The sequence below is a fragment of the Musicola paradisiaca NCPPB 2511 genome, from assembly GCF_000400505.1.
Taxonomy (GTDB): domain Bacteria; phylum Pseudomonadota; class Gammaproteobacteria; order Enterobacterales; family Enterobacteriaceae; genus Musicola; species Musicola paradisiaca.
In genome coordinates this window covers 1,272,762-1,296,109 of sequence record NZ_CM001857.1, presented here as the reverse complement: position 1 = coordinate 1,296,109, position 23,348 = coordinate 1,272,762, and the positions used below count along the sequence as shown (strand labels likewise).

Below are 23,348 nucleotides of genomic sequence, written 5' to 3'. Positions count from 1 at the left end.
AAGTCGAAAGACTCTCTGTCGTGGATAATGCCGTTGCCAGACAACGGCCCTGCATAGCACATAATAAAGGCGGCATCGTCATGCCGCCTCACAACCGGTTGACCTAAACGTCCAGCAGCAAACGCGCCGGATCTTCCAGCATTTCTTTTACTGTAACCAGGAACCCGACCGACTCACGTCCATCAATCTGACGGTGGTCATAGGAAAGAGCCAGATACATCATCGGCAGAATCACCACCTGACCGTCAATCGCCATCGGACGATCCTTGATGGCATGCATACCAAGTATCGCGCTCTGCGGCGGGTTAATAATCGGCGTAGACATCAAAGAACCGAAAACGCCGCCGTTCGTAATCGTGAAATTACCCCCGGTCAGCTCCTCTACGGTCAGCTTGCCGTCGCGGCCTTTGACGGCCAATTCTTTAATTCTCTTCTCAATATCGGCCATGCCCATCAGGTCGACATCTTTTAATACCGGTGTCACCAAACCACGTGGCGTAGATACCGCAATGCTGACATCGAAGTAGTTGTGGTAAACCACATCCTCACCGTCAATCGAAGCGTTCACTTCGGGGTAACGTTTTAGCGCTTCCACGACAGCTTTGATGTAAAACGACATAAACCCAAGCCGGACGCCGTGACGTTTTTCGAACGCTTCGCCATACTGTTTGCGCAGATCCATAATGGGTTTCATGTTGACTTCATTAAAGGTCGTCAACATCGCCGTACTATTTTTCGCTTCGAGCAAACGCTCCGCGACACGTTTACGCAAACGGGTCATCGGCACACGTTTTTCACTGCGGCTCCCCAGTGCCTGAGTCGGCTGAGATGGAGCAGCTACAGGCGCTACCGCCTTCGGAGCACTTTTGCCTGCCAAATGTTTTTCTACATCTTCGCGGGTAATCCGACCACCGACCCCACTCCCCTTAATCGCCGCAGCATCCAGATCGTGCTCGGCGATCAGGCGTCGAATCGCCGGGCTGAGTGCGTCGTTACTTTCTTCATCCAGGCCCGCGGTATGACGTTGGGCCGGCGTTGACTCCTGAAGCTGAGCTTTAGCACTGGTTTCCTTGCCGGAATTATCGCCTGGACGTAAACGCCCAAGTACCTGGCGCGCTGTCACCGTCGCCCCCTCAGCTTCCAGAATCACGTCTAGCACGCCAGCTTCAATCGCAGACACTTCTAGTACAACTTTATCAGTTTCAATTTCAACCAGTACCTCATCACGCTGGACGCTATCCCCCGGTTGTTTGTGCCAGGTCGCCACCGTAGCATCCGCCACGGATTCAGGCAGGTCAGGTACAAGAATATCTATGCTACTCATTCTATATCCTTTTGATTTAATTAACGTTCAGCGCGTCATTCACCAGATTTTTTTGTTGTTCCTGGTGTACGGACATATAACCGACAGCAGGTGAAGCCGAGGCAGGGCGACCGGCATACCGCAAGGATGCACCAAACGGAATCACCTCACGGAAATGGTGCTGACTGCAATACCACGCGCCCTGATTGAGCGGCTCTTCCTGGCACCAGACAAAATCATGTACATGCGCAAACGGTTCAAGCGCCGCTTGTACAGCCTGATGTGGGAACGGATACAGCTGTTCGATACGCACAATCGCAACATCTTTTTGCTCATTCTTGCGACGTTGCTCCAACAAATCATAGTAAACCTTGCCGGAACACAGGACGACGCGCTTCACTGCTTTTGGATCCAAATCATCAATTTCACCGATTGCCGGCTGGAATTGACCATGAGCGAGTTCATTTAGCGACGAAACCGCCAACGGATGACGCAATAACGACTTGGGCGACATCACAACCAGCGGACGACGCATCCCACGCAGAGCCTGACGTCGTAACATGTGGTAGACCTGGGCAGGTGTCGACGGTACGCAAACCTGCATATTCTGCTCTGCGCACAATTGCAAATAGCGTTCCAGCCGCGCGGAAGAGTGCTCCGGCCCCTGCCCTTCATAGCCATGAGGCAACAGCATGGCCAAGCCGCACATGCGCCCCCATTTCTGTTCACCAGAACTGATGAACTGATCAATCACAACCTGCGCACCATTGGCGAAATCGCCGAACTGCGCTTCCCAGATGGTCAGCGTGCGGGGTTCGGCTGTGGCATAACCATATTCAAACGCCAACACAGCCTCTTCAGACAGCACCGAGTCCCAAACCTTAAATGGCCCTTGCCCATTGTGCACATGCGTTAATGGTGTATAGGTGGAACCGTCTTTTTGATTGTGGATAACCGCATGACGATGGAAGAACGTACCGCGCCCGGAATCTTCGCCGGATAAACGGACTGGGATACCCTCATCCACCAGCGTGGCATAGGCCAGCGTTTCCGCGCCTCCCCAATCAAACAGCTTCTCACCAGCAGCCATTTCCGCGCGATCTCTATAAATCTTGGCAACTCGCGGCTGCATTTCCACCGATTCCGGCACTTCACTGATACGACGCGCCAGCTCCTGCAACCGTTTCATCTCAACTTTGTGCGCGTAAGCCTCATCCCATTCATGATGGAGATATGGCCGCCAGGTAAAAGAGTGCATATCCATCGGACGCCACTCTTCAACCACGCACTCGCCGGCATCCAATGAGTCACGGTACAAATTGACCAGTTCAGTTGCGTCTTCCAGCGTTGTGATACCATCACGCTCCAAGCGATCGGCATAGATTTTGCGCGGAGTCGGGTGCTTTTTGATCTTCTGATACATCACGGGCTGAGTCGCGCTCGGTTCATCCGCTTCGTTATGGCCATGGCGACGATAACAAACCAGATCGATAAACACATCCCGCTTGAAGGTGTTGCGGAAGTCCAGGGCTAGCCGGGTAACGAACGCGACCGCTTCCGGATCGTCCGCATTCACATGAAAAATCGGTGCCTGCACCATCTTGCCGATGTCAGTACAGTATTCAGTCGAGCGGACATCACGAGGATTGGACGTGGTAAAACCAACCTGGTTATTGATAACAATGCGAATCGTTCCCCCCACCTCATAACCGCGCGCTTTGGACATGTTCAGCGTTTCCTGCACCACGCCTTGCCCACTGATGGCGGCATCGCCATGAATAGTGATGGGAAGAACCAGCGAACTACTCGGATTATCAAGGCGATCGATACGGGCGCGTACCGACCCCATCACGACCGGGCTGACGATTTCAAGATGGGACGGGTTGAATGCCAGCGCCAAGTGGATCTTACCGCCCTCTGTTTCGATATCGGACGAAAAACCCTGATGGTATTTCACATCACCAGTGCCAAGGTGATCCTTGTGAATGCCGGAAAACTCGTCGAACAAATCCTGAGACTGTTTGCCTAGCACATTGATCAATACATTCAGACGACCGCGATGGGCCATTCCCAGCACAACCTCATGGGTGCCGTTTTTACCGGCATGACGCACCATTTCTTTCAACATCGGAATCAGCGCATCGCCGCCTTCCAGCGAGAAGCGCTTGGCGCCAGGGAATTTCGCACCCAGATAACGCTCCAGTCCCTCGGCGGCCGTCAGTTCCCTGAGAAAGCGTTTCCGTTCCTGGGGCGTAAAACTCGGCTGTCCAACAACGGATTCGATACGTTGCTGAATCCAACGCTTTTCTTCCGTATTGGTAATATGCATGTATTCCGCGCCGATCGGGCCACAATATGTCTGCTTCAGCGCAGCATAAAGTTCGCCCAAACGCATGGTATCCCGACCGATAGCGAAAGAACCAACGTTAAACGTCTCATCCAGATCCTGCTCGGTCAAATTGTGGTACGCGAGATCCAGATCAGGCACTCGTTCCTGTTTCCATAACCCCAAAGGATCAAGATTGGCGTGTTGATGACCACGGAAACGAAAAGCGTTAATCAGCTGCAATACCTTAACCTGCTTGGCATCGCTATCCGGATCATTGATGGAGGAGGTAAAACGCGAAGTATCTTTCGCCAGACGGCGGAAATATTCGCGGGTTTTGGAGTGAAGTTGATCCGGTTTGACCCCAGTGGTAGGAAGTTGCTGAAAAATCGAACGCCAGCTGAAATCAATCGAGTCTGGATCCGTTAAATAATCTTCATAGAGCTGCTCTATGTAGGACTGGTTTGCGCCCGCCAGATAGGAGGAATCCAGCCAGGCCTTCATTGCGCCGTTCTGCATCGTGATCCCTTAAGCTAATAAGCTTTTGTTTTCGCCGTGGTTAACATGATTTTTTGCCGTGAATACGGTTCACTTGTGTGCCCTCTTCCGCACGAGTGTGGATAATTCATCCGAAGGAACCTTTAAAAGGCGGTTCTGGCGCAAAACCAGCTTTTAAAGATTTCCTGTTTTTCCCTACCGTTCCCGCCCCCACACCGGGGAGCGGAAACACGCCTTACTCTTGTATCGTCATGCACTACGCTGCAACAACATCGATTTGATATGACCGATGGCTCGCGTCGGATTCAGCCCCTTCGGACATACGCTGACGCAATTCATGATCCCATGGCAACGGAACACGCTGAAAGCATCGTTCAGATCGTCCAGCCGCGACGCAGTTTCCGTATCACGACTATCAATCAAGAAGCGATAGGCCGCCAACAACCCCGCCGGCCCGACGAACTTGTCTGGATTCCACCAGAACGACGGACAAGACGTGGAACAGCAAGCACACATAATGCATTCATACAAACCATCCAGCTTCTCACGTTGATCCGGTGACTGCAGATGTTCGCGAGCTGGAGGATTCTTCCCATTATTCAACAGGTAAGGTTTAATTTTCTCATATTGTGCATAGAACTGCCCCATGTCCACAACCAAATCGCGGATTACCGGTAAACCAGGCAAAGGACGGATCACTATCTTGCCGTTGCTCCCACGTAGCGTCGAAACCGGTGTGATGCAAGCCAGACCGTTTTTGCCGTTCATGTTCAGCCCGTCGGAGCCGCATACGCCTTCACGGCAGGAGCGGCGGAACGACAGGGTCGGATCCTGCTCTTTTAATTGGATCAGGGCATCCAACAGCATCATGTCCCGGCCTTCTTCCGCCTCAAGCGTGTAGTCCTGCATACGTGGAGCGTTATCGACATCAGGGTTATAACGATAGATTGAAAATTCGAGTTTCATCGCCAACTCTCCGCAGAATCAGTAAGTACGCACTTTCGGCGGAAACGCCGGGCGCAATTTAGGCTGCATGTTCACCTGACGGCGCGTCATGCTCTCGGTTTGCGGCTGATACAGCGTATGGCACAACCAATTCTCATCATCACGATCAGGATAGTCGAAGCGACTGTGCGCGCCACGACTCTCAGTGCGGAAATTCGCAGAGACCGCGGTGGCATATGCAGTTTCCATCAGATTATCCAGCTCCAGGCACTCAATACGCTGGGTATTGAATTCACTTGATGCATCATCCAATCGAGCCTGTTTCAGGCGTTCGCGAATCACTTTGAGCTCTTCAAGGCCTTTTGCCATCGCATCGCCTTCGCGGAAGACCGAGAAGTTATTCTGCATACAAGACTGCAATGCTTTGCGAATTTCAACCGGATCTTCGCCAGAACGGTTATCGTTCCAACGGTTAAGACGCTCAAGGGATGCATCGATATCCGAGTCACTGGCATCGCGGGAAACGCCTTGTTCAATCAACGATTCCTGCAGATGCATCCCTGCCGAACGACCAAACACTACCAGGTCAAGCAACGAGTTGCCGCCCAGTCGGTTGGCACCGTGAACAGAAACGCAGGCAATCTCACCCACAGCGAACAGACCAGGAATCACCACGTCTTCGCCTTTTTCATTCACCGTCAACGCTTGACCAGTGACCTTCGTCGGGATACCGCCCATCATATAGTGGCAAGTCGGAATAACCGGAATCGGCTCTTTGACCGGATCAACATGGGCAAAAGTACGCGACAACTCCAAAATACCCGGCAAACGAGACTCCAGAACTTCTTTACCAAGGTGATCCAGCTTCAGTTTGGCATGTGGTCCCCATGGACCATCGCATCCGCGGCCTTCACGAATCTCAATCATGATGGAACGAGCGACCACATCACGCCCAGCCAAATCTTTGGCGTTTGGCGCATAGCGCTCCATAAAACGCTCGCCATGTTTGTTAAGCAAGTAACCGCCTTCACCACGGCACCCTTCCGTTACCAGTACCCCAGCGCCAGCGATCCCCGTAGGATGGAACTGCCACATTTCCATATCCTGAACCGGCACACCTGCACGCAGCGCCATACCCACACCGTCACCGGTATTGATATGCGCATTGGTCGTTGACTGATAGATGCGCCCGGCCCCGCCGGTCGCCAATACGGTGGCACGAGCTTTGAAATAAACGACTTCGCCGCTTTCAATACAGATGGCGGTACATCCCACCACCGCACCATCCTGATTTTTCACCAGATCAAGCGCATACCATTCAGAAAAGATGGTGGTGTGATTTTTAAGGTTCTGCTGATAAAGCGTATGCAACAGCGCGTGCCCAGTACGGTCTGCCGCCGCCGCAGTGCGAGCAGCCTGCTCGCCGCCGAAATTCTTAGACTGGCCGCCGAACGGGCGCTGGTAAATACTCCCATCATCCAAGCGGGAAAACGGCAATCCCATATGTTCCAGTTCCAGAATCGCTTCCGGCCCCGTTTTGCACATATATTCAATGGCGTCCTGATCACCGATGTAGTCAGACCCTTTTACGGTGTCATACATATGCCATTCCCAATTGTCCTCATGGGTATTGCCCAAAGCAACAGTAATTCCCCCCTGGGCGGATACCGTATGGGAACGGGTCGGGAATACTTTGGACAACAGGGCACAGGACAAGCCCATCTGGGAAATCTGAAGCGCGGCGCGCATACCCGCGCCACCCGCGCCAACAACAACGGCATCAAACTCTCTGACTGGCAAATTCATCATGCACCCCACACCACGACTGTTCCATAAATGACATACACCACCAATACCACCACAATCGCCAGCTGTAATACCAGCCGAATTGCCAGCGGTTTTATGTAGTCAGTCAGTACCTGCCACATACCTATCCAGGCATGAACCAGAATAGAAATCAGCGTCAACAGGGTGAACACTTTGGTGAGATGCATGGCAAAAAAACCACGCCAGATTTCATAAGTAATACCGCCGGCGCTCGCAATAAAACCGACGATATAAAGGACATACAGTACGATGACGATGGCGGAAGCGCGAAGTAGCAACCAGTCGTGTACGCCATTGCGTCCCAAAGCGGAAGCATTGCTTACCATACGAGGACTCCAGCCAGAAGAGAAAGCACGACAGTGATGATGAAAGAAATTTTCGCGGAACTCGAACCCGCCGCGAAAGTCTCCTCTATGTATCCAAAATCCATCAACAGATGACGCAGGCCACCGACAATATGGTAGGAGAGCGCGGTTAGAATGCCCCAGACGATGAATTTCACGATAAAGCTGCCCATAATTGCAGCTGCATGCACAAATCCTTCCTGAGAAGACAGGGAGAGACCGAGCAGCCACAACAAGATTCCAACAGCAACAAACGTGATAACGCCTGAGACACGATGAAGAATGGATGCTATCGCAGTAACAGGAAATCGGATCGTTTGCAGATCCAGATTGACAGGTCTTTGTTTTTTCACGGATTTGCCCACACAGCTTTTATTATTTTCTTCCTCCGGACCTGTTGTGGGGTCAGACAGCATGAGAGAAGAGAAAGGAAATAGGCTCCCTTCATTATTATTACGCATCTCGACGACTTTCCTGTTTGCGAACTGCGCCAATCAATCATGCTGGGTGCTCCTACTGCAGGGTATTCCGGAGACCTGGCGGCAGTATAGGCACTTCACATTCTTATTACAATTACCCTACAAATTGTTTGGACACATTTGCGTTGAACAGTGAGCGGAATCACGAATTTCACAAAATACATAAAATTAATTATCTGATTTGACAAAACTTCAACATTTCAATTACAAATAATCATGAAAATAAGTCTACCCTGTTAAAGCTTGTCGGTGGCCCTTTCCCATTTATATAAGTTATGTAACAGTGGGTATCAAAGACCCCGGAAAACTTATAGGTAGTGGCTACACTTAAAGCAGAACAAGGCTACCCCGAACCGGAGAGCATCTATCCGACTGTAGCGACCTGATACTGTATCCGAACACTGTACCCTGGCAGTACGAAACAGCAGACTGGCACAATAATCTGTACTGTTAATCTCATCCAGCGTGCGGACATGACGGTATTTCTACGGTGAAAAGATTTTTAGAATTAAAGCGCTAAGGAGACTGTAAATGGCTGATAAAAAAGCAAAGCTAGCGATAGACGGCAAAGATCCCATCGAGCTCAATATCCTATCTGGTACGCTTGGCTATGATGAAATTGACATTCGTAGCCTCGGTTCCAAAGGCTACTTTACTTTTGACCCCGGTTTTACTTCCACCGCATCCTGCGAGTCCAAAATTACCTATATCGACGGCGATCAGGGCATCTTGTTGCATCGGGGCTACCCCATTGCTCAATTGGCGGAAAAATCCAACTATCTGGAAGTCTGTTACATTCTGCTGTTCGGTGAAGCCCCCACGCAGGCGCAGTACGAAGAGTTCAAAACCACCGTCACCCGCCATACCATGATCCACGAACAGATTACCCGGCTGTTCCATGGCTTCCGGCGCGACTCCCACCCAATGGCGGTGCTGTGCGGCGTAACAGGCGCACTCGCGGCCTTCTATCACGACTCGCTGGACATCTCTAACGCGCGTCATCGTGAAATCGCGGCCTACCGCCTATTGTCAAAAATGCCGACCGTGGCTGCCATGTGCTACAAATACTCGATTGGCCAACCATTCGTATACCCGCGTAACAATCTTTCCTATGCCGGCAACTTCCTGCATATGATGTTCTCGACGCCGTGTGAAGAATACGAAGTCAATCCAGTATTAGAACGCGCTATGGATCGTATTCTGATCCTCCATGCCGATCATGAGCAGAATGCCTCGACCTCAACAGTGCGTACTGCCGGTTCTTCCGGCGCCAACCCGTTTGCCTGTATCGCGGCCGGTATTGCTTCACTATGGGGGCCGGCTCACGGCGGCGCTAACGAAGCTTGTCTGCGCATGCTGGAAGAAATCAGTTCCGTGAAACACATTCCGGCATTTATCGCTCGCGCCAAAGACAAGAATGACTCGTTCCGTCTGATGGGATTTGGCCACCGCGTCTACAAAAATTATGACCCACGCGCCACCGTCATGCGTCAAACTTGTCACGAAGTATTGAAAGAGCTGGACACCAAAGATGATCTGCTGGAAGTAGCGATGGAGCTGGAACACATTGCGCTGAATGACCCGTACTTCATCGAACGCAAGCTCTATCCGAACGTCGACTTCTACTCCGGCATCATTCTCAAAGCGATGGGGATTCCGTCCACCATGTTTACGGTGATCTTTGCCATGGCGCGCACCGTCGGCTGGATCGCCCACTGGAGTGAAATGCATGCCGAAGGCCTGAAAATTGCCCGTCCGCGCCAGCTGTATACCGGCTACGACCAACGCGATTTCGAACCGTTGATTACTAAACGTTAAGCACTGTTCTAATAACCTAAAAGGCCGGAATTCCGGCCTTTTTTACGGTTCATACTACAGCTTCTTTTTATTACCGACTGATTGCCAACGGCAGGCTATTCGTTCGGGTTATTGGGCCGTAACCCGAATGCCATACTGACTAAAGCTATGCCGTAACCGGCGGGCGAACGCCAATGCATGCTCACCATCGCCATGCAGGCAGACCGTATCCGCCTGAACCGCAATCCAACTGCCATCGCTGGTGCGCACCCGATGACGCTGTATCATTTCCAGCGTCTGGGCCAGTGCCAATTCATCGCTATTGATGACCGCCAGCGGCTGATCCCGCGGCACCAGCGAGCCATCGGGTCGATAGCTACGATCGGCAAATACTTCCTGGCGCGTTTTCAGCCCCCGATGCTTACCCGCATGAACCAAATCGCTTCCCGCCAGCCCCACCAGATACAGCGAGGGATCCACCGCCTGTACCGCTCGAGCGATAGCATCGGCCAATGCGGGCTCTCGCGCAGCCTGATTGTAAAGCATACCGTGCGGTTTCACATGAAACAGCCTGGCCCCCTCGGCTTTGACGATCGCCGCCAGCGCACCGATTTGATAAACCACCTGCGCAAATACCGTTTCGGGCGGCAATTGCATCGCGACGCGACCGAAGTTGTCTCGATCAGGGAAACTAGGGTGAGCGCCGATGGCGACGCCATACCTGATGGCCCAGCGCACCGCCTGACGCATGGTATCCGCATCTCCGGCATGAAAGCCGCAGGCGATATTGGCAGAACTCACTAACTGTAACAGCGCTTCATCATGCTGCCCGCCTTCGCCAAGATCGACGTTTACATCAATCACCATGCAACCTCCTGGTTAATTGTTCCAGATAACGCTGTTGATTCTGTAGTGCCTGCCGGGCTTCTGACAGTGAACAAGGAATAAAATGCACCTGTTCGCCCAGCCGGGTCTGGGCCAGATGGTACAAATCCGCTTCGATCACATGGCCGATACGCGGATACCCCCCCGTTGTCTGCGCATCGGCCAACAGCACAATTGGCTTGCCGTTGTGGGGAACCTGAATCACACCCGGCAACAAACCGTGCGACAGCATCTCTCGCGTCGTGTCACGCTGCAATTCCGGCCCCAACAAGCGGTACCCCATGCGGTTACTCTGCGGGCTCAGATGCCAGCCGGTGCGCCAGAAATTCTCCCGTGACGATTCGCTAAACTCCTGATATTCCGGTCCCGGCAGCACCCTCACCCGATTATTGAACAGCAATTGCCGCACGCCGATCTGCCGTTTGGGCTGACGTAAAGGAACGCCCACCGACAACGTATCGCCATCAGCCAACGCTCGTCCGCCTAACCCGCCGAAACCACTTTTCAGGTCGGTACTGCACGAACCAAGCACCCTGGGAACCGCAATACCGCCGGACACCGCCAGATAGCTGCGCATACCGTTGCGCGGCGCCCGCAACCGCAGCGTCTGGCCGGGCTGCACGGGAAAACACCACCCCGTCCACAGGTTTTTCCCTTCCAGCCGTGCGTGACAGTCAGCGCCGGTCAGCGCAATCCAGCCGCGAGAGGTGAACGTCGCCGTCAGTTGTCCCAGCGTAATCTCCAGTGCCGCAGCATCTGCCGCATTGCCCACCAGCAGATTGGCGATCTGCAGCGCCGGGAGATCCAACGCCCCACACTGGCTGACGCCAAGATGGCGCATGCCAAAACGCCCGGCATCCTGGATCGTGGTCAGCAATCCGGCATGGAGAATCTTCAGCATACGCCCTCCCGCTGCGGCACAAATCGGATCTGATCCCCCGGGTGCAACAAAGTAGGCGGAGTCTGAGAGGGATTGAACAGTGTCAACGCCGTCCGGCCGATCAACTGCCAACCGCCGGGAGTGGTCAACGGATAAATACCCGTCTGCTGACCGCCGATACCGACCGAACCTGCGGGCACCAACACTCTGGGTTCGGCACGACGCGGCGCGTACAACCGCTCATCCAGCCCGCCCAGATAGGGAAACCCCGGTTGAAACCCCAGAAAATAGACGATATAGCGCCCGGCGGCATGGCATTCCACCGTCTGACGCGGCGTCATACCGCAATACGCGGCGACAACGTCGAGATCGGGCCCCTGCTCGCCGCCATACACCACCGGGATCTCCACCAACCGCGACGCCTGTGGTAGCGGCTCACTCGTTTCCCACCACGACAACAGTTGATCGATAGCGTCACGAGCATCGGAATGGGCATCCATCAACACCACGGTCAGGTTGTTCATTCCGGGAATAACCTCCCGAACCGCATCATGCTGATTCAAATGCTCCGCCAGCGCCCAGATCCGCTGCTGGCTCGCCAACGATAACGGGGGTTCCAGCTCCAGCACGACCGTCCGTTCGCCCAACAGATAACAGCGCGCGCGTTGCATCGTTCCTCCTGCCGTTTCAGGCCGGGTTAGGAATATCGACGAATGTCACCTCAAAGCCATGCTGCGCCGCCAGCCATTCCCCTAATGCCTGAATACCGGCACGTTCGGTGGCATGGTGGCCTGCGGCGAAAAAGTGCAACCCCATCTCGCGGGCGGTATGGATGGTTTTTTCCGAAACCTCGCCGGTCACAAAGGCATCGACACCAAATTCGGCGGCCTGTTCGATAAAGCTCTGACCACCGCCGGTACACCAGGCAATCCGGGTGATTTTCGCCGGCGCATTATCACCGCAATGCAACACCGACCGCCCCAACGCCGATTCCAGGTGTTGACGCAATGCCGTGCCGCTTTTGGGCTCGCGCAGTTCACCGTAAGGCAGCAATACATCGATGGCTCCGAGAATATTCGCCTCCAGCAACTCGCCCAGCTTGGCGTTATTACCCACTTGCGGATGCGCATCCAGCGGCAAGTGATAGCCATAAAGATTGATATCGTTCACCAACAAGGTCTTCAGCCGCTGGCGTTTTATCCCGCGCACCACCGCCGGCTCGTTCTTCCAGAAATAACCGTGATGTACCAACACTGCATCCGCATTACGTTCGGCGGCGACGTTTAACAGCGCCTGGCTCGCCGTTACCCCGGTGATAATCCGATGCACCTGAGCACGGCCTTCCACCTGCAACCCGTTCGGCGCGTAATCCTGGAATGCCCCAACATTGAGGAAACCGTTAATCAGGGTCTCCAGTTCCGTATTCTGCATAGTCTTTACTCCTTATCTTTCTTTGCCGGCGCGAACCGGTTATTCATTGACGGCGAGTTTTTTAGCCGCATCAAATGCCGCCAACGTGCGCACCCGGGCCTGTTTGTGATCCACTATCGGCAGAGGGTAGTCGAGGCGGCAGCGCATTTTTTCCGCCCAACGGTGCGGCTGATGAATGTCTTTGCCCGGCACCCCGGCCAGTTCCGGCACCCAACGGCGAATAAAATCGCCATTCGGGTCGAAGCGCTCCCCCTGAGTGGTGGGATTGAAAATACGAAAATAGGGTGCCGCATCAGTACCGGTGGATGCCGCCCACTGCCAGCCGCCGTTATTAGCGGCCAGATCGCCATCCAGCAGTTGGCTCATGAAATAGCGTTCCCCCTCGCGCCAGTCAATCAGCAAATCCTTAACCAGAAAACTGGCGCAGATCATCCGCAAACGGTTATGCATCCAGCCGGTCTGATGCAACTGCCGCATACCGGCGTCCACGATGGGATAACCGGTCTCGCCGCGCTGCCAGGCGAGCAACTCCTGCGGCGCCGAGCGCCAGACCACGCGATCGGTCCAGGCGATAAACGGCCGATGCCGGCACAACGCGGGGTGAAACACCAGCAGGTGGCGGTAGAACTCCCGCCAGACCAGCTCGTTAAACCAGCAGAACGCTCCCCCTTCACGCTGCGCCAGCCAATCCGGGTGCTCAGCGCGCAGACGGTTGAAACACTGACGTGGCGACAGCACGCCCAGCGCCAGATATGGCGACAATCTGCTGGTGGCCGGCCGGGAGGGCACATCCCGCAGCTCATGGTAAACATGCACCTGCTCGCGGCAGAACTGCCGCAAACGCTGTAGAGCCGCCGCCTCGCCAGCAGGGAAATCCCCGGCGACATCCAACTGCGGATAGTCAAACGGCGCCGGCGGCGTCAATGGCGGCAGCGGTTGTCGACGGGCTGTCGGCGCGGGCACACTGTCCGTAGAAGTCTGCAATAACTGTGTGATGAACGCCGTCCGAAACGGGGTAAACACTTTGTACATCTCGCCGCTTCCCGTCACGACGCTGCCGGGCGCCAGCAACAGGCTGTCGTCAAACGCTTGAATCCGCACCCCATTTTCCAGATGGCGCGACAACGCTTGATCCCGCCGCTGTTCATTCCATTCATACTGCCGGTTATAGAATAGATGGGTCGCCTGACGCTGACGGCACAACGCCGCCAGCCACTCTAGAGCACCGTCAAAATCCTCACACTGATGGTAGTGCAGCGGAATTCCTTTCTCATAAAGCGCTCGCTGCAATTGCAATACGCAATCGAACAATAACGCCGCCTGACGCGGCGCCATTTCATGGCGTTTCCATTGCCCTGGCGTGGCGATAAAGACCGCCTCCACCTGCGCCTCGGGATCCTGACAGGCGGCGTACAACGCCAGATTGTCGGTAATACGCAAATCGTTGCGAAACCAGACCAGATGCGTGGTCATGAACCGTCCTTTTCGCGTGAAAAATCAGTGACCGTAACGAAGTCTCAAGGCTTCCGGATACGGATCGAAATAGCGCTGCTCAAGCAGATAAGCGTCCGGGTATTCGGACAGGTAATGCCGCAGCAGCGTCATCGGCGCCAGCAGCGGCTGCGTCCCGCGCCGATAGCGATCGATCAAATCGGATAACGCCTGCCGCTGGCGCGCCGATAGGTGACGACGGAAATAACCCTGAATATGCATCAGCACGTTGGTGTGATTGCGACGCGAAGCCGGATGCGCCAGTAGCCTCATCAGACGCAGTCGGTATTCCGCCGCAAACGCCTCCAGCGAATTCCACTGATCCATTGACGCGACGAAACGCCCCAGCTCGCGATATTCCGGCTGAGAATGCGCCAGCAGCAGCAATTTATAACGGCTGTGAAACACCATCAGCGCGCCGCGGCTCACCCCCTGTCGCCAGAGCTGCTGCAACTCATGCAGGGCATAAACCCGTTCGATGAAGTTTTCCCGCAGTACCGGATCATGCAGCCGGCCGTCCTCTTCCACCGGCAGCCAGGGCAGCGCCATCATCAGTTGACGGGTAAACAGCCCGACGCCGCTCTTGCGGGCGCCGGCGCCGTCATACACTTTCACCCGCTCCATCCCGCAGCTCGGCGATTTGGCGCACACGATATAGCCGCACAACGATGCCAACGTCGGCACGATGCCGGCGGCAAACTCGTGCATCGGCTGAGTAACGTCTAACCCGGAGCCATTGCTGGCCTGCAACGCGATATCCCCTTGCCCGTCTTTAACTAACCGCAACGCCGGACGCGGTACCGGCAGCCCCACCGCCATTTCCGGACACAGCGGCTCAAACCGGAAAAACGCCGCCAGTTGCTCAACCGCAAACGCCAACCGTTTGTGTCCGCCATCGAAACGTACCGGGTTTCCCAGCAAACAAGCGCTGATGCCAACAGGAATCGGATTGAGCGTCATAATCAACCTCATGTCAAAAAGATGATGCTATCTCAATAGCATAGCGGATTTATTGCGCCCTCAGCGGGGAAATAAGCGGGAAAAAACCGATGCCGACGACAATGCCGCCGGGCGGCGTGCCGGTCATGCCGGGGGAATGGGGATTAAGGTCGTAAGGAGATGCGACAACACGGCTTGTCATGCCGATCGTCAACGAAAACAGACAGGGTGATACGAAAACAAGAGGGTACTGACCGCCTTCGGACTCATACCCGGATAGGCCATCCACCGCCGGTTTGGCAGGCACCGTCGGCGGGCGGCGCGAAAGCCTGACGCCGCCGCTTAATACAGCTCGTTGACGGCACGCTCAGACTGCGCCAGCCATACCGGTTTATCACTGGTCTTGAGCCAGACACGATGCAGATAGCTATAAAAACGGGCGCGGTCGCGCCAGAACAACAGGCAAGGCAACGCCAGCACACCGATAACGATCACGGCGACCCGGCGCAACACCACCCGGTATAAGGGATACTCGGAACCAAATGCCATCACCATCCTCCTAGCTAACAAACAGGTCGATGTAAAACGCCGGAGCGAGGAAAACGGCGACACATCGACATCCACTGGTTAATTTTTGCACTCATCAGACCAGATTACAACCCTGAACGCCGGCCTGATGATGCTAACCATGACCTATGACATGATAATGAATCAAAACCCTCACGGGATGTCACCGTGCAGGCGGACGCCGCGTTAAATCATTGCTTCCACGCAAGGGACAGGGCCGCAGAAACGGGCCGTCTGTTCCCCTTGCCGAGAGCCAACTTGTCGGGCAACCGCTGACGTCGCTTGCACGTTCCGCCCATCCGGTTTCAGCGCCCAGGCACTGCGTCAGCCGTCGTTTTTATACTTTTTTTACGCCCGCCCCCACGAAATTTGCACCCTCTTTTTACCGCGCTACCTAGACTGACAGCATCGACCAATGACCTCGACAGGGAGGTATCTCGTGAATATCGATTTGATTGCAGAAGGTATTCTGGTGGCGCTGCTGCTGGTGTACCTGTGTTATGCATTGCTTAATGCGGAGGAATTCTGATGGCCGGCAATGCGTTCTTACTGATCGTCAGCCTGTTTGCGCTGCTGCTGGTGCTGTCGCAGCCGTTAGGCGCCTGGCTGGCACGTTTGGTTGAAGGGGAAACCGGCGTGTTGCTGCCGCTGGAACACGACCTTGCCCGGCTGTGCGGTTTCCCGCAGAGTGAAATGAACTGGCGGCAATACGCGCTGGCCATTCTACTGCTCAACGCCGGCGGCATCGTGCTACTGCTGTTGATCATGATGTTTCAACAGCATCTGCCGCTGAATCCCCAACATCTGCCCGGCATGTCCTGGCATCTGGCGTTAAATACCGCCATCAGTTTTGTGACCAATACCAACTGGCAGGCTTACAGCGGCGAGAACACGCTCAGTTATTTCAGTCAGATGCTGGGATTAACGGTGCAGAACTTTCTCTCCGCCGCCACCGGCATCGCTGTCGCCTTTGTTTTAATGCGTGCGTTTGCCCGCCGCTCCACACAGGCGCTAGGCAACGCCTGGCTCGATTTGATACGTATCAACCTCTATCTTTTGTTGCCGATCGCGATGTTGATGGCGCTATTTTTCATCAGTCAGGGCACGATCCAGAACTTTCTGCCTTATCAGTCGGCAACCACGCTGGAAGGCGCAACGCAGATTCTGCCGATGGGCCCGGTAGCGTCGCAGGAAGCCATCAAGATGCTCGGTACCAACGGCGGCGGTTTTTTTGGCGCCAACTCCGCGCACCCGTTTGAAAACCCGACCGCGCTGAGCAACCTGATACAGATGCTGTCGATCCTGCTCATCCCCGCAGCGCTCTGCTTTGCCTTCGGTCGGGTGGTCAACGATGTTCGCCAGGGCCACACGCTGCTCTGGGCGATGTCGCTGATGCTGATCGCCGCGTCCGCAGTGACGATGTACGCCGAAGTCAGCGGCAACCCGCATCTACTGGCGCTGGGCGCAGATTCCGCACAAAACATGGAGGGGAAGGAAACCCGTTTCGGCGTACTCGCCTCCGCCTTCTTCGCCGCCATCACCACCGCGACGTCCTGCGGCGCGGTCAATGCTATGCATGACTCGTTCACCGCGCTGGGCGGTATGGTACCGATGTGGCTGATGCAGGTGGGAGAAGTGATTTTCGGCGGCGTGGGTTCCGGCTTATACGGCATGCTGATCTTCGTACTGCTGACGGTATTTATCGCCGGGCTGATGATCGGCCGCACGCCGGAGTATCTCGGCAAGAAAATCGATGCCTGGGAGATGAAAATGGCGGCGCTGGCGATCCTGATCACCCCGGCATTGGTGCTGCTGGGCACCGCGCTGGCGCTTGGCACCGAAGCGGGGCGCAGCGGCATCTTCAACCCCGGCGCGCACGGTTTCAGCGAAGTGCTCTACGCCTACTCCTCCGCCGCCAACAACAACGGCAGCGCCTTCGGCGGTCTCAACGTCAATACACCGTTTTATAACCTGACGCTGGCATTCGCCATGTTGGTCGGCCGTTTCTCGGTCATGATCCCGGTACTGGCTATCGCCGGTTCGTTAGCCGCCAAGAAACGCCAGCCGGAAACCCGCGGCTCCCTCAGCACCCGAGGGCCGCTGTTCATCGGCATGCTGATCGCCATCATCCTGCTTATCAGCGCGTTGACCTTCATCCCTGCCCTGGCGCTCGGCCCGGTTGCCGAACATTTACAGTTGAGTCTGGTTCGCTGAACCGGAGAAAGAACATGATTCGTAAACAGCTTTCCCTCGTTGATTCCGCACTGGTGCGCAACGCGCTGCTGGATGCGGTGAAAAAATTCGACCCACGCGCTCAGTGGCGCAACCCGGTGATGTTTATCGTCTATCTGGGCAGCCTGCTCACCAGCGGCATCTGGCTGGCGATCCTCGCCGGCCAGACCGAAGGTAACGGCATGTTTACCGGGCTGGTGGCCCTGTGGCTATGGATTACCGTCCTGTTCGCCAATTTCGCCGAGGCACTGGCCGAGGGGCGTAGCAAGGCGCAGGCCGAAACCCTGAAAGGCGTGAAAAAAACCAGTTGGGCCAACAAGCTCAGCGAACCACGAGCCCACGCCGACAGTCAAAAAATCCCCGCCGATTCCTTGCGCAAAGGCGATTGGGTGATCGTGCGGGCTGGAGAGATGATCCCTTGCGACGGCGAAGTGCTGGAAGGCGGCGCTTCGGTGGACGAGAGCGCCATCACTGGCGAATCTGCGCCGGTGATCCGTGAATCCGGCGGCGATTTCGCCTCAGTGACCGGCGGAACCCGGGTACTGTCGGACTGGCTGGTGATCCAGTGTTCCGTCAATCCCGGCGAAACCTTTATCGATCGGATGATCGCCATGGTGGAAGGCGCCCGGCGGCGCAAAACGCCTAACGAGATCGCGCTGACTATCCTGTTGGTGGAGCTGACACTCATTTTTCTGCTCGTGACCGCCACACTGTCGCCATTCTCCTGGTTCAGTGTGCTCGCCAACCACCACGGCGCCACGATCAGCGTCACTATTTTGGTTGCACTGCTGGTGTGCCTGATCCCCACGACCATCGGCGGCCTGCTGTCGGCCATCGGTATCGCCGGGATGAGCCGGATGCTGAGCGCCAACGTGATTGCCACCAGCGGCCGCGCGGTGGAAGCCGCAGGCGACATCGATGTTCTGCTGCTGGACAAAACCGGCACCATCACGTTAGGCAACCGTCAGGCCTCCGCCTTTCTGCCCGCGCCGGGGGTCAGCGAACAGGCGCTGGCGGACGCGGCCCAACTGGCGTCGCTGGCGGATGAAACGCCGGAAGGCCGCAGCATTGTGATACTGGCTAAACAACGCTTCAATCTGCGCGAGCGCCCGTTGCAGGATCTGGACGCGACCTTCGTCCCCTTCTCGGCCCAAACCCGGATGAGCGGCGTCAACGTTCAGGGGCGCACCATCCGCAAAGGCGCAGTGGACGCGATTCGCCGCTATATCGAGGCCAATCAAGGGCATTTTTCCAGTAGCGTAGAGGAGAGCGTCGCCAACGTCGCGCGTCAGGGCGGCACGCCGCTGGTGGTCGCCGAAGGCCGCAAGGTGCTGGGGGTGGTCGCGCTGAAGGATATCGTCAAAGGCGGCATCAAGGAGCGTTTCGCCGAACTGCGCAACATGGGGATCAAAACGGTGATGATCACCGGCGATAACCCGCTAACCGCCGCCGCTATCGCCGCCGAGGCCGGCGTGGATGATTTTCTGTCGGAGGCCACGCCGGAAGCCAAGCTGGCGCTGATCCGCCAGTATCAGGCCGAGGGCCGCATGGTAGCGATGACCGGCGACGGCACCAACGATGCCCCGGCGCTGGCGCAGGCCGATGTCGCGGTGGCGATGAACTCCGGTACCCAGGCCGCCAAGGAAGCGGGCAACATGGTGGATCTGGACTCCAACCCCACCAAGCTTATCGAGGTGGTGCACATCGGTAAACAGATGCTGATGACCCGCGGATCATTGACCACCTTCAGTATCGCCAACGATGTCGCCAAGTATTTCGCCATCGTTCCTGCCGCCTTCGCCGCCACCTATCCGCAGCTTAATGCGCTGAACGTGATGCAGTTGCACTCCCCGACCTCCGCCATGCTGTCGGCGGTGATCTTCAACGCGCTGATCATCGTATTTCTGATCCCACTGGCGCTAAAAGGTATCGACTATCGCCCGATGAGCGCCGCCGCGCTGCTCAGCCGCAACCTGTGGATTTACGGCGTCGGCGGTCTGGTGGTGCCGTTTCTGGGCATCAAGTTGATCGACCTCATGCTGACGGCGCTCAGCGTGGCGTAAATAAGGAGACATATCATGCGTTATCTTCGCTCTTCGCTGGTCATGCTGCTGCTCATGACACTGATAACCGGGGTGGCTTACCCGCTGCTGATCACCGGCCTTGGCCAGTGGTGGTTTCCGGCGCAGGCCAACGGTTCCTTGTTGTATCGGCAGGGTAAGGTCGTCGGTTCCGCACTGATCGGCCAGTCTTTCAGCCGCGACGGCGACTTCCAGGGGCGTCCGTCCGCGACCCTGGACAGCGCCTATAACCCGTTGGCGTCCGGCGGCAGTAATCTGGCGACCAGCAACCCGGCGCTGGATCAGGCCATCGGCCAGAACGTCAAGAACTGGCGTCAACGCCAGAACAATGACGCCCCGGTGCCGGTGGATTTGGTCACGGCTTCCGCCAGCGGCCTCGACCCGCATATCTCGCCGCAAGCAGCGCAGTATCAGGCAGACCGTATCGCTAAGGCGCGTGGTCTATCGACAACCGTGGTCGAACAATTAATCACTCGCGCTACCCAAACACCGATGCCGGCCTTTATCGGCGCGCCGGTGGTGAATGTAGTAGAGTTGAATTTGGCGCTGGATCAGATCAAACCACAGCCCTGAGATAAGGAACCGCCATGACCGAAGAGGAACAGCATCGCCCTGATCCGGACACGTTGCTCAGCCAGATTGGCGAACAACCGCGCGGAAAACTGAAGATTTTCTTTGGCGCCTGTGCGGGCGTGGGCAAAACCTACGCCATGCTGCAAGAGGCCCAGCGGCTAAAATCCCAGGGGCTGGATGTGCTGGTCGGCGTGGTGGAAACGCATGGTCGCAGCGAAACCGCTGCGTTGCTGGATGGCCTGCCGCAGTTGCCGATGAAGCGTATCGGCCATCACGGCCGTCATCACCACGAATTCGATCTGGACGCCGCGTTAGCCCGTAGCCCGGCACTGATCCTGATTGACGAACTGGCGCACAGTAACTTGCGCGGTTCTCGCCATCCCAAGCGCTGGCAGGATGTGCAGGAGTTGTTGGATGCAGGTATTGATGTGTTCACCACCGTCAACGTTCAGCATCTGGAAAGCCTGAATGATATCGTCGGCGGCATTACCGGCATCCGGGTACGGGAAACGGTGCCCGACCCTATTTTTGACGAGGCCACCGAAGTGGTACTGGTCGACCTGCCGCCGGATGATTTGCGCCAGCGATTAAACGAGGGGAAAGTTTATCTGCCGGTTCAGGCGGAACGCGCCATCGAAAATTTCTTTCGCCGGGGCAATCTGATCGCGTTGCGTGAACTGGCGCTGCGCCGCACGGCAGACCGGGTGGATGATCAGATGCGCGCCAGCCAGGGCAAGGAGCGTGTCTGGCATACGCGCGATGCCATCTTACTGTGCATCGGCCAAGGGCAAGGCAATGAAAAATTGGTGCGTACCGCGGCCCGGCTGGCTGCCCGATTGGGTAGCGTCTGGCACGCGGTCTACGTGGAAACGCCCGGTTTGCACCGCCTGCCGGAACCACAGCGCCGCGCCATCCTGCGGGCGCTGAAACTGGCGCAGGATCTGGGCGCGGAAACCGCCACGCTGTCCGATCCGGATGCGGAGCGCGCCGTGCTGCGTTACGCCCGCGAACACAATCTCAGCAAAATCGTGATTGGCCGCCACAGCGAGACAGGGTTCGGCTGGCGCCGGAAACGCTTTGCCGACAAGCTGGGCCGGCTAGGGCCGGATCTCGATTTGGTGGTGGTCTCGACACAGAATGAACGGCCGCTGTCTGCCATCAAAGCCACCGACACCCGTAGCTTGGTGGACAAATGGCGGTTGCAGTTTTATGGCTGCGGGGTCGCGATCGGTTTGTGCACGCTGATCACTCTGCTGGCGCTGTGGTCGCCCTTCGCGATGCTGGAGCCCGTCAATCTGGTGATGCTCTATCTGTTGGCGGTGGTGGTAGTGTCGCTGTTCTATGGGCGTTGGCCGTCGGTATTGTCGGCGGTACTCAACGTCGCCAGTTTCGATCTGTTCTTCGTCGCGCCCAAAGGCACCCTCGCCGTTGCCGACGCCCAATATCTGGTGACGTTCGCGGTGATGCTCAGCGTCGGCATTCTGGTGGGCAACCTCACGGCAGGCGTGCGCTATCAGGCCCGTGTCGCCCGTTACCGCGAACAGCGCGTCCGCCATCTGTACGAGATGTCCAAAGCGCTGAACCGCAGCCTGTCCGTGCAGGATATCGCCAAAGCCAGCCACCATTTTCTGCGCACCACCTTTCAGGCGCGCATCGCCATTCTGCTTGCTGACCACGCCTCGCCGGATGATGAACTGCACCCCATGGCACTGGACGAACCGGATCGCTTAAGCGTTGACCCCGCCATTGCCCGCTGGAGTTACGACCATGCCACACCGGCGGGGGCCGGCACCTCGACGCTACCCGGCGTTCCCTACCAGTTGCTGCCGCTGGTCACGGCGCAGCAGGCATTTGGCGTTATCGCCATCGAACCGGGTAATGCCCGCCAGTTAATGATCCCGGAACAGCAGCGCATGCTGGAAACCTTCACGGTATTGATCACCAATGCGCTGGAGCGTCTTTATCTGGTGAAAAGTACCGAAAATGCCCGGCTGGACGCCGAACGGGAACAGTTGCGCAATTCACTGCTGGCCGCGTTGTCCCACGATTTGCGTACACCGCTGACGGTGCTGTTCGGGCAAGCGGAAATACTCACCCTCAATCTGGCGTCGGCGGGCTCTCCCTATGCGCCGCACGCGAATCAACTCCGTCAGCAAATCATCAACACCACACGTTTGGTGAATAATCTGCTGGATATGGCGCGCATCCAATCCGACGGTTTCCATCTGCGCAAAGAGTGGCAAACACTGGAGGAATTAACCGGAAGCGCGCTGCGACAGTTGGAAAATTCGTGGGCAAACCATACCATTCAGCTACAGTTGCCGCAGGAGATGACGCTGGTGTACTGCGACGCCAGCCTGATCGAGCGTGTGCTGATCAACTTGCTGGAAAATGCGATCAAATATGCCGGCGAACAAGCGATCATCACACTGTCGGCCCGGACGGTGTCATCGTCGGTTGACGGCGAACAGTTGGAAGTGCAGGTGAAAGACAACGGCCCCGGCATTCCGGCCGGGCAGGAGAAGGCTATCTTCGACAAGTTCGCTCGCGGGCAGAAAGAGTCGTCGATACCGGGCGTTGGGTTGGGGCTCGCCATCTGCCGGGCGATTGTCGAAATCCACGGCGGCCGTATTTGGGCCAATAACCTCAACACGACAAATTCTGCCGACACCGGCGGTGCGGTATTCCACTTTACCCTGCCGCTCAACGCGCCGCCTGATATCGAACCCGAGGATGGGGAGACATAGACC

Annotated in this window: 20 protein-coding genes; 6 read left to right on the top strand and 14 right to left on the bottom strand. The window is 56.3% G+C overall.

From position 1 onward, the window contains the following. Positions 1-103: 103 nt before the first annotated feature. The 6 genes from odhB to sdhC form a co-directional block, all read right to left on the bottom strand. Positions 104-1,324, bottom strand: a complete 1,221-nt coding sequence (gene odhB / locus DPA2511_RS05895) for a 2-oxoglutarate dehydrogenase complex dihydrolipoyllysine-residue succinyltransferase (protein ID WP_012764767.1) — start codon at positions 1,322-1,324, stop codon at positions 104-106. 16 nt (positions 1,325-1,340) lie between these two features. Further along, positions 1,341-4,148: a 2-oxoglutarate dehydrogenase E1 component gene (sucA, locus tag DPA2511_RS05890; RefSeq protein ID WP_012764766.1), complete on the bottom strand. Its 2,808-nt coding sequence runs from the start codon at positions 4,146-4,148 to the stop codon at positions 1,341-1,343. Positions 4,149-4,376: 228 nt separating this feature from the next. Then, positions 4,377-5,093, bottom strand: a complete 717-nt coding sequence (locus tag DPA2511_RS05885; RefSeq protein WP_012764765.1) for a succinate dehydrogenase iron-sulfur subunit — start codon at positions 5,091-5,093, stop codon at positions 4,377-4,379. 18 nt (positions 5,094-5,111) lie between these two features. Then, positions 5,112-6,878: a succinate dehydrogenase flavoprotein subunit gene (sdhA, locus tag DPA2511_RS05880; RefSeq protein ID WP_023638189.1), complete on the bottom strand. Its 1,767-nt coding sequence runs from the start codon at positions 6,876-6,878 to the stop codon at positions 5,112-5,114. Then, entirely contained in the window at positions 6,878-7,225 is a 348-nt protein-coding gene (sdhD, locus tag DPA2511_RS05875; RefSeq protein WP_012764763.1) for a succinate dehydrogenase membrane anchor subunit, read from the bottom strand. The genes sdhA and sdhD overlap by 1 nt, the downstream gene beginning before the upstream one ends. Continuing rightward, positions 7,219-7,659: a succinate dehydrogenase cytochrome b556 subunit gene (gene sdhC / locus DPA2511_RS05870; protein WP_051122267.1), complete on the bottom strand. Its 441-nt coding sequence runs from the start codon at positions 7,657-7,659 to the stop codon at positions 7,219-7,221. The genes sdhD and sdhC overlap by 7 nt, the downstream gene beginning before the upstream one ends. A gap of 594 nt (positions 7,660-8,253) precedes the next feature. Here sdhC and DPA2511_RS05865 point away from each other — a divergent pair. After that, positions 8,254-9,540: a citrate synthase gene (locus tag DPA2511_RS05865; protein ID WP_012764761.1), complete on the top strand. Its 1,287-nt coding sequence runs from the start codon at positions 8,254-8,256 to the stop codon at positions 9,538-9,540. A gap of 108 nt (positions 9,541-9,648) precedes the next feature. Here DPA2511_RS05865 and pxpA read toward each other — a convergent pair whose 3' ends face one another. The 8 genes from pxpA to DPA2511_RS05830 all read right to left on the bottom strand — a co-directional run bounded on the left by pxpA (position 9,649) and on the right by DPA2511_RS05830 (position 15,694). Next, positions 9,649-10,386, bottom strand: a complete 738-nt coding sequence (gene pxpA, locus DPA2511_RS05860; RefSeq protein ID WP_012764760.1) for a 5-oxoprolinase subunit PxpA — start codon at positions 10,384-10,386, stop codon at positions 9,649-9,651. Continuing rightward, entirely contained in the window at positions 10,376-11,305 is a 930-nt protein-coding gene (gene pxpC, locus DPA2511_RS05855; protein WP_012764759.1) for a 5-oxoprolinase subunit PxpC, read from the bottom strand. The genes pxpA and pxpC overlap by 11 nt, the downstream gene beginning before the upstream one ends. Then, positions 11,299-11,955, bottom strand: a complete 657-nt coding sequence (gene pxpB, locus DPA2511_RS05850) for a 5-oxoprolinase subunit PxpB (protein WP_012764758.1) — start codon at positions 11,953-11,955, stop codon at positions 11,299-11,301. The genes pxpC and pxpB overlap by 7 nt, the downstream gene beginning before the upstream one ends. Positions 11,956-11,971: 16 nt before the next feature. After that, positions 11,972-12,715, bottom strand: coding sequence for a type 2 GTP cyclohydrolase I (locus DPA2511_RS05845; RefSeq protein ID WP_012764757.1), 744 nt, complete (start codon positions 12,713-12,715; stop codon positions 11,972-11,974). Between the two features lie 39 nt (positions 12,716-12,754). Next, on the bottom strand, positions 12,755-14,188 hold the full coding sequence (gene phrB, locus DPA2511_RS05840; RefSeq protein WP_012764756.1) for a deoxyribodipyrimidine photo-lyase: 1,434 nt from the start codon (positions 14,186-14,188) through the stop codon (positions 12,755-12,757). Positions 14,189-14,212: 24 nt separating this feature from the next. Beyond that, positions 14,213-15,166, bottom strand: coding sequence for a YbgA family protein (locus DPA2511_RS05835; protein ID WP_012764755.1), 954 nt, complete (start codon positions 15,164-15,166; stop codon positions 14,213-14,215). Between the two features lie 49 nt (positions 15,167-15,215). Beyond that, entirely contained in the window at positions 15,216-15,347 is a 132-nt protein-coding gene (locus DPA2511_RS24060; protein ID WP_264175899.1) for a hypothetical protein, read from the bottom strand. A 140-nt stretch (positions 15,348-15,487) separates the two neighbouring features. Further along, positions 15,488-15,694, bottom strand: coding sequence for a YbfA family protein (locus DPA2511_RS05830; protein ID WP_012764754.1), 207 nt, complete (start codon positions 15,692-15,694; stop codon positions 15,488-15,490). Positions 15,695-16,151: 457 nt separating this feature from the next. Between DPA2511_RS05830 and kdpF the strand changes: the two genes are divergently transcribed. The 5 genes from kdpF to kdpD are packed head-to-tail and all read left to right on the top strand — an operon-like array spanning position 16,152 to position 23,345. Next, positions 16,152-16,241, top strand: a complete 90-nt coding sequence (gene kdpF, locus DPA2511_RS21125; RefSeq protein ID WP_153247079.1) for a K(+)-transporting ATPase subunit F — start codon at positions 16,152-16,154, stop codon at positions 16,239-16,241. After that, on the top strand, positions 16,241-17,926 hold the full coding sequence (gene kdpA / locus DPA2511_RS05820; protein WP_012764752.1) for a potassium-transporting ATPase subunit KdpA: 1,686 nt from the start codon (positions 16,241-16,243) through the stop codon (positions 17,924-17,926). Before kdpF ends, kdpA begins: the two co-directional genes overlap by 1 nt. Positions 17,927-17,940: 14 nt before the next feature. Continuing rightward, positions 17,941-20,007 (top strand): potassium-transporting ATPase subunit KdpB, encoded by a 2,067-nt coding sequence (gene kdpB, locus DPA2511_RS05815; protein WP_012764751.1) that lies wholly within the window; start codon positions 17,941-17,943, stop codon positions 20,005-20,007. 15 nt (positions 20,008-20,022) lie between these two features. After that, a complete protein-coding gene (gene kdpC, locus DPA2511_RS05810) occupies positions 20,023-20,598 on the top strand; it encodes a potassium-transporting ATPase subunit KdpC (protein ID WP_012764750.1) in 576 nt (191 codons plus the stop codon). Between the two features lie 14 nt (positions 20,599-20,612). After that, complete coding sequence (gene kdpD, locus DPA2511_RS05805; RefSeq protein ID WP_012764749.1) at positions 20,613-23,345, top strand: two-component system sensor histidine kinase KdpD; 2,733 nt, start codon at positions 20,613-20,615, stop codon at positions 23,343-23,345. The last annotated feature ends 3 nt before the right edge of the window (positions 23,346-23,348 follow it).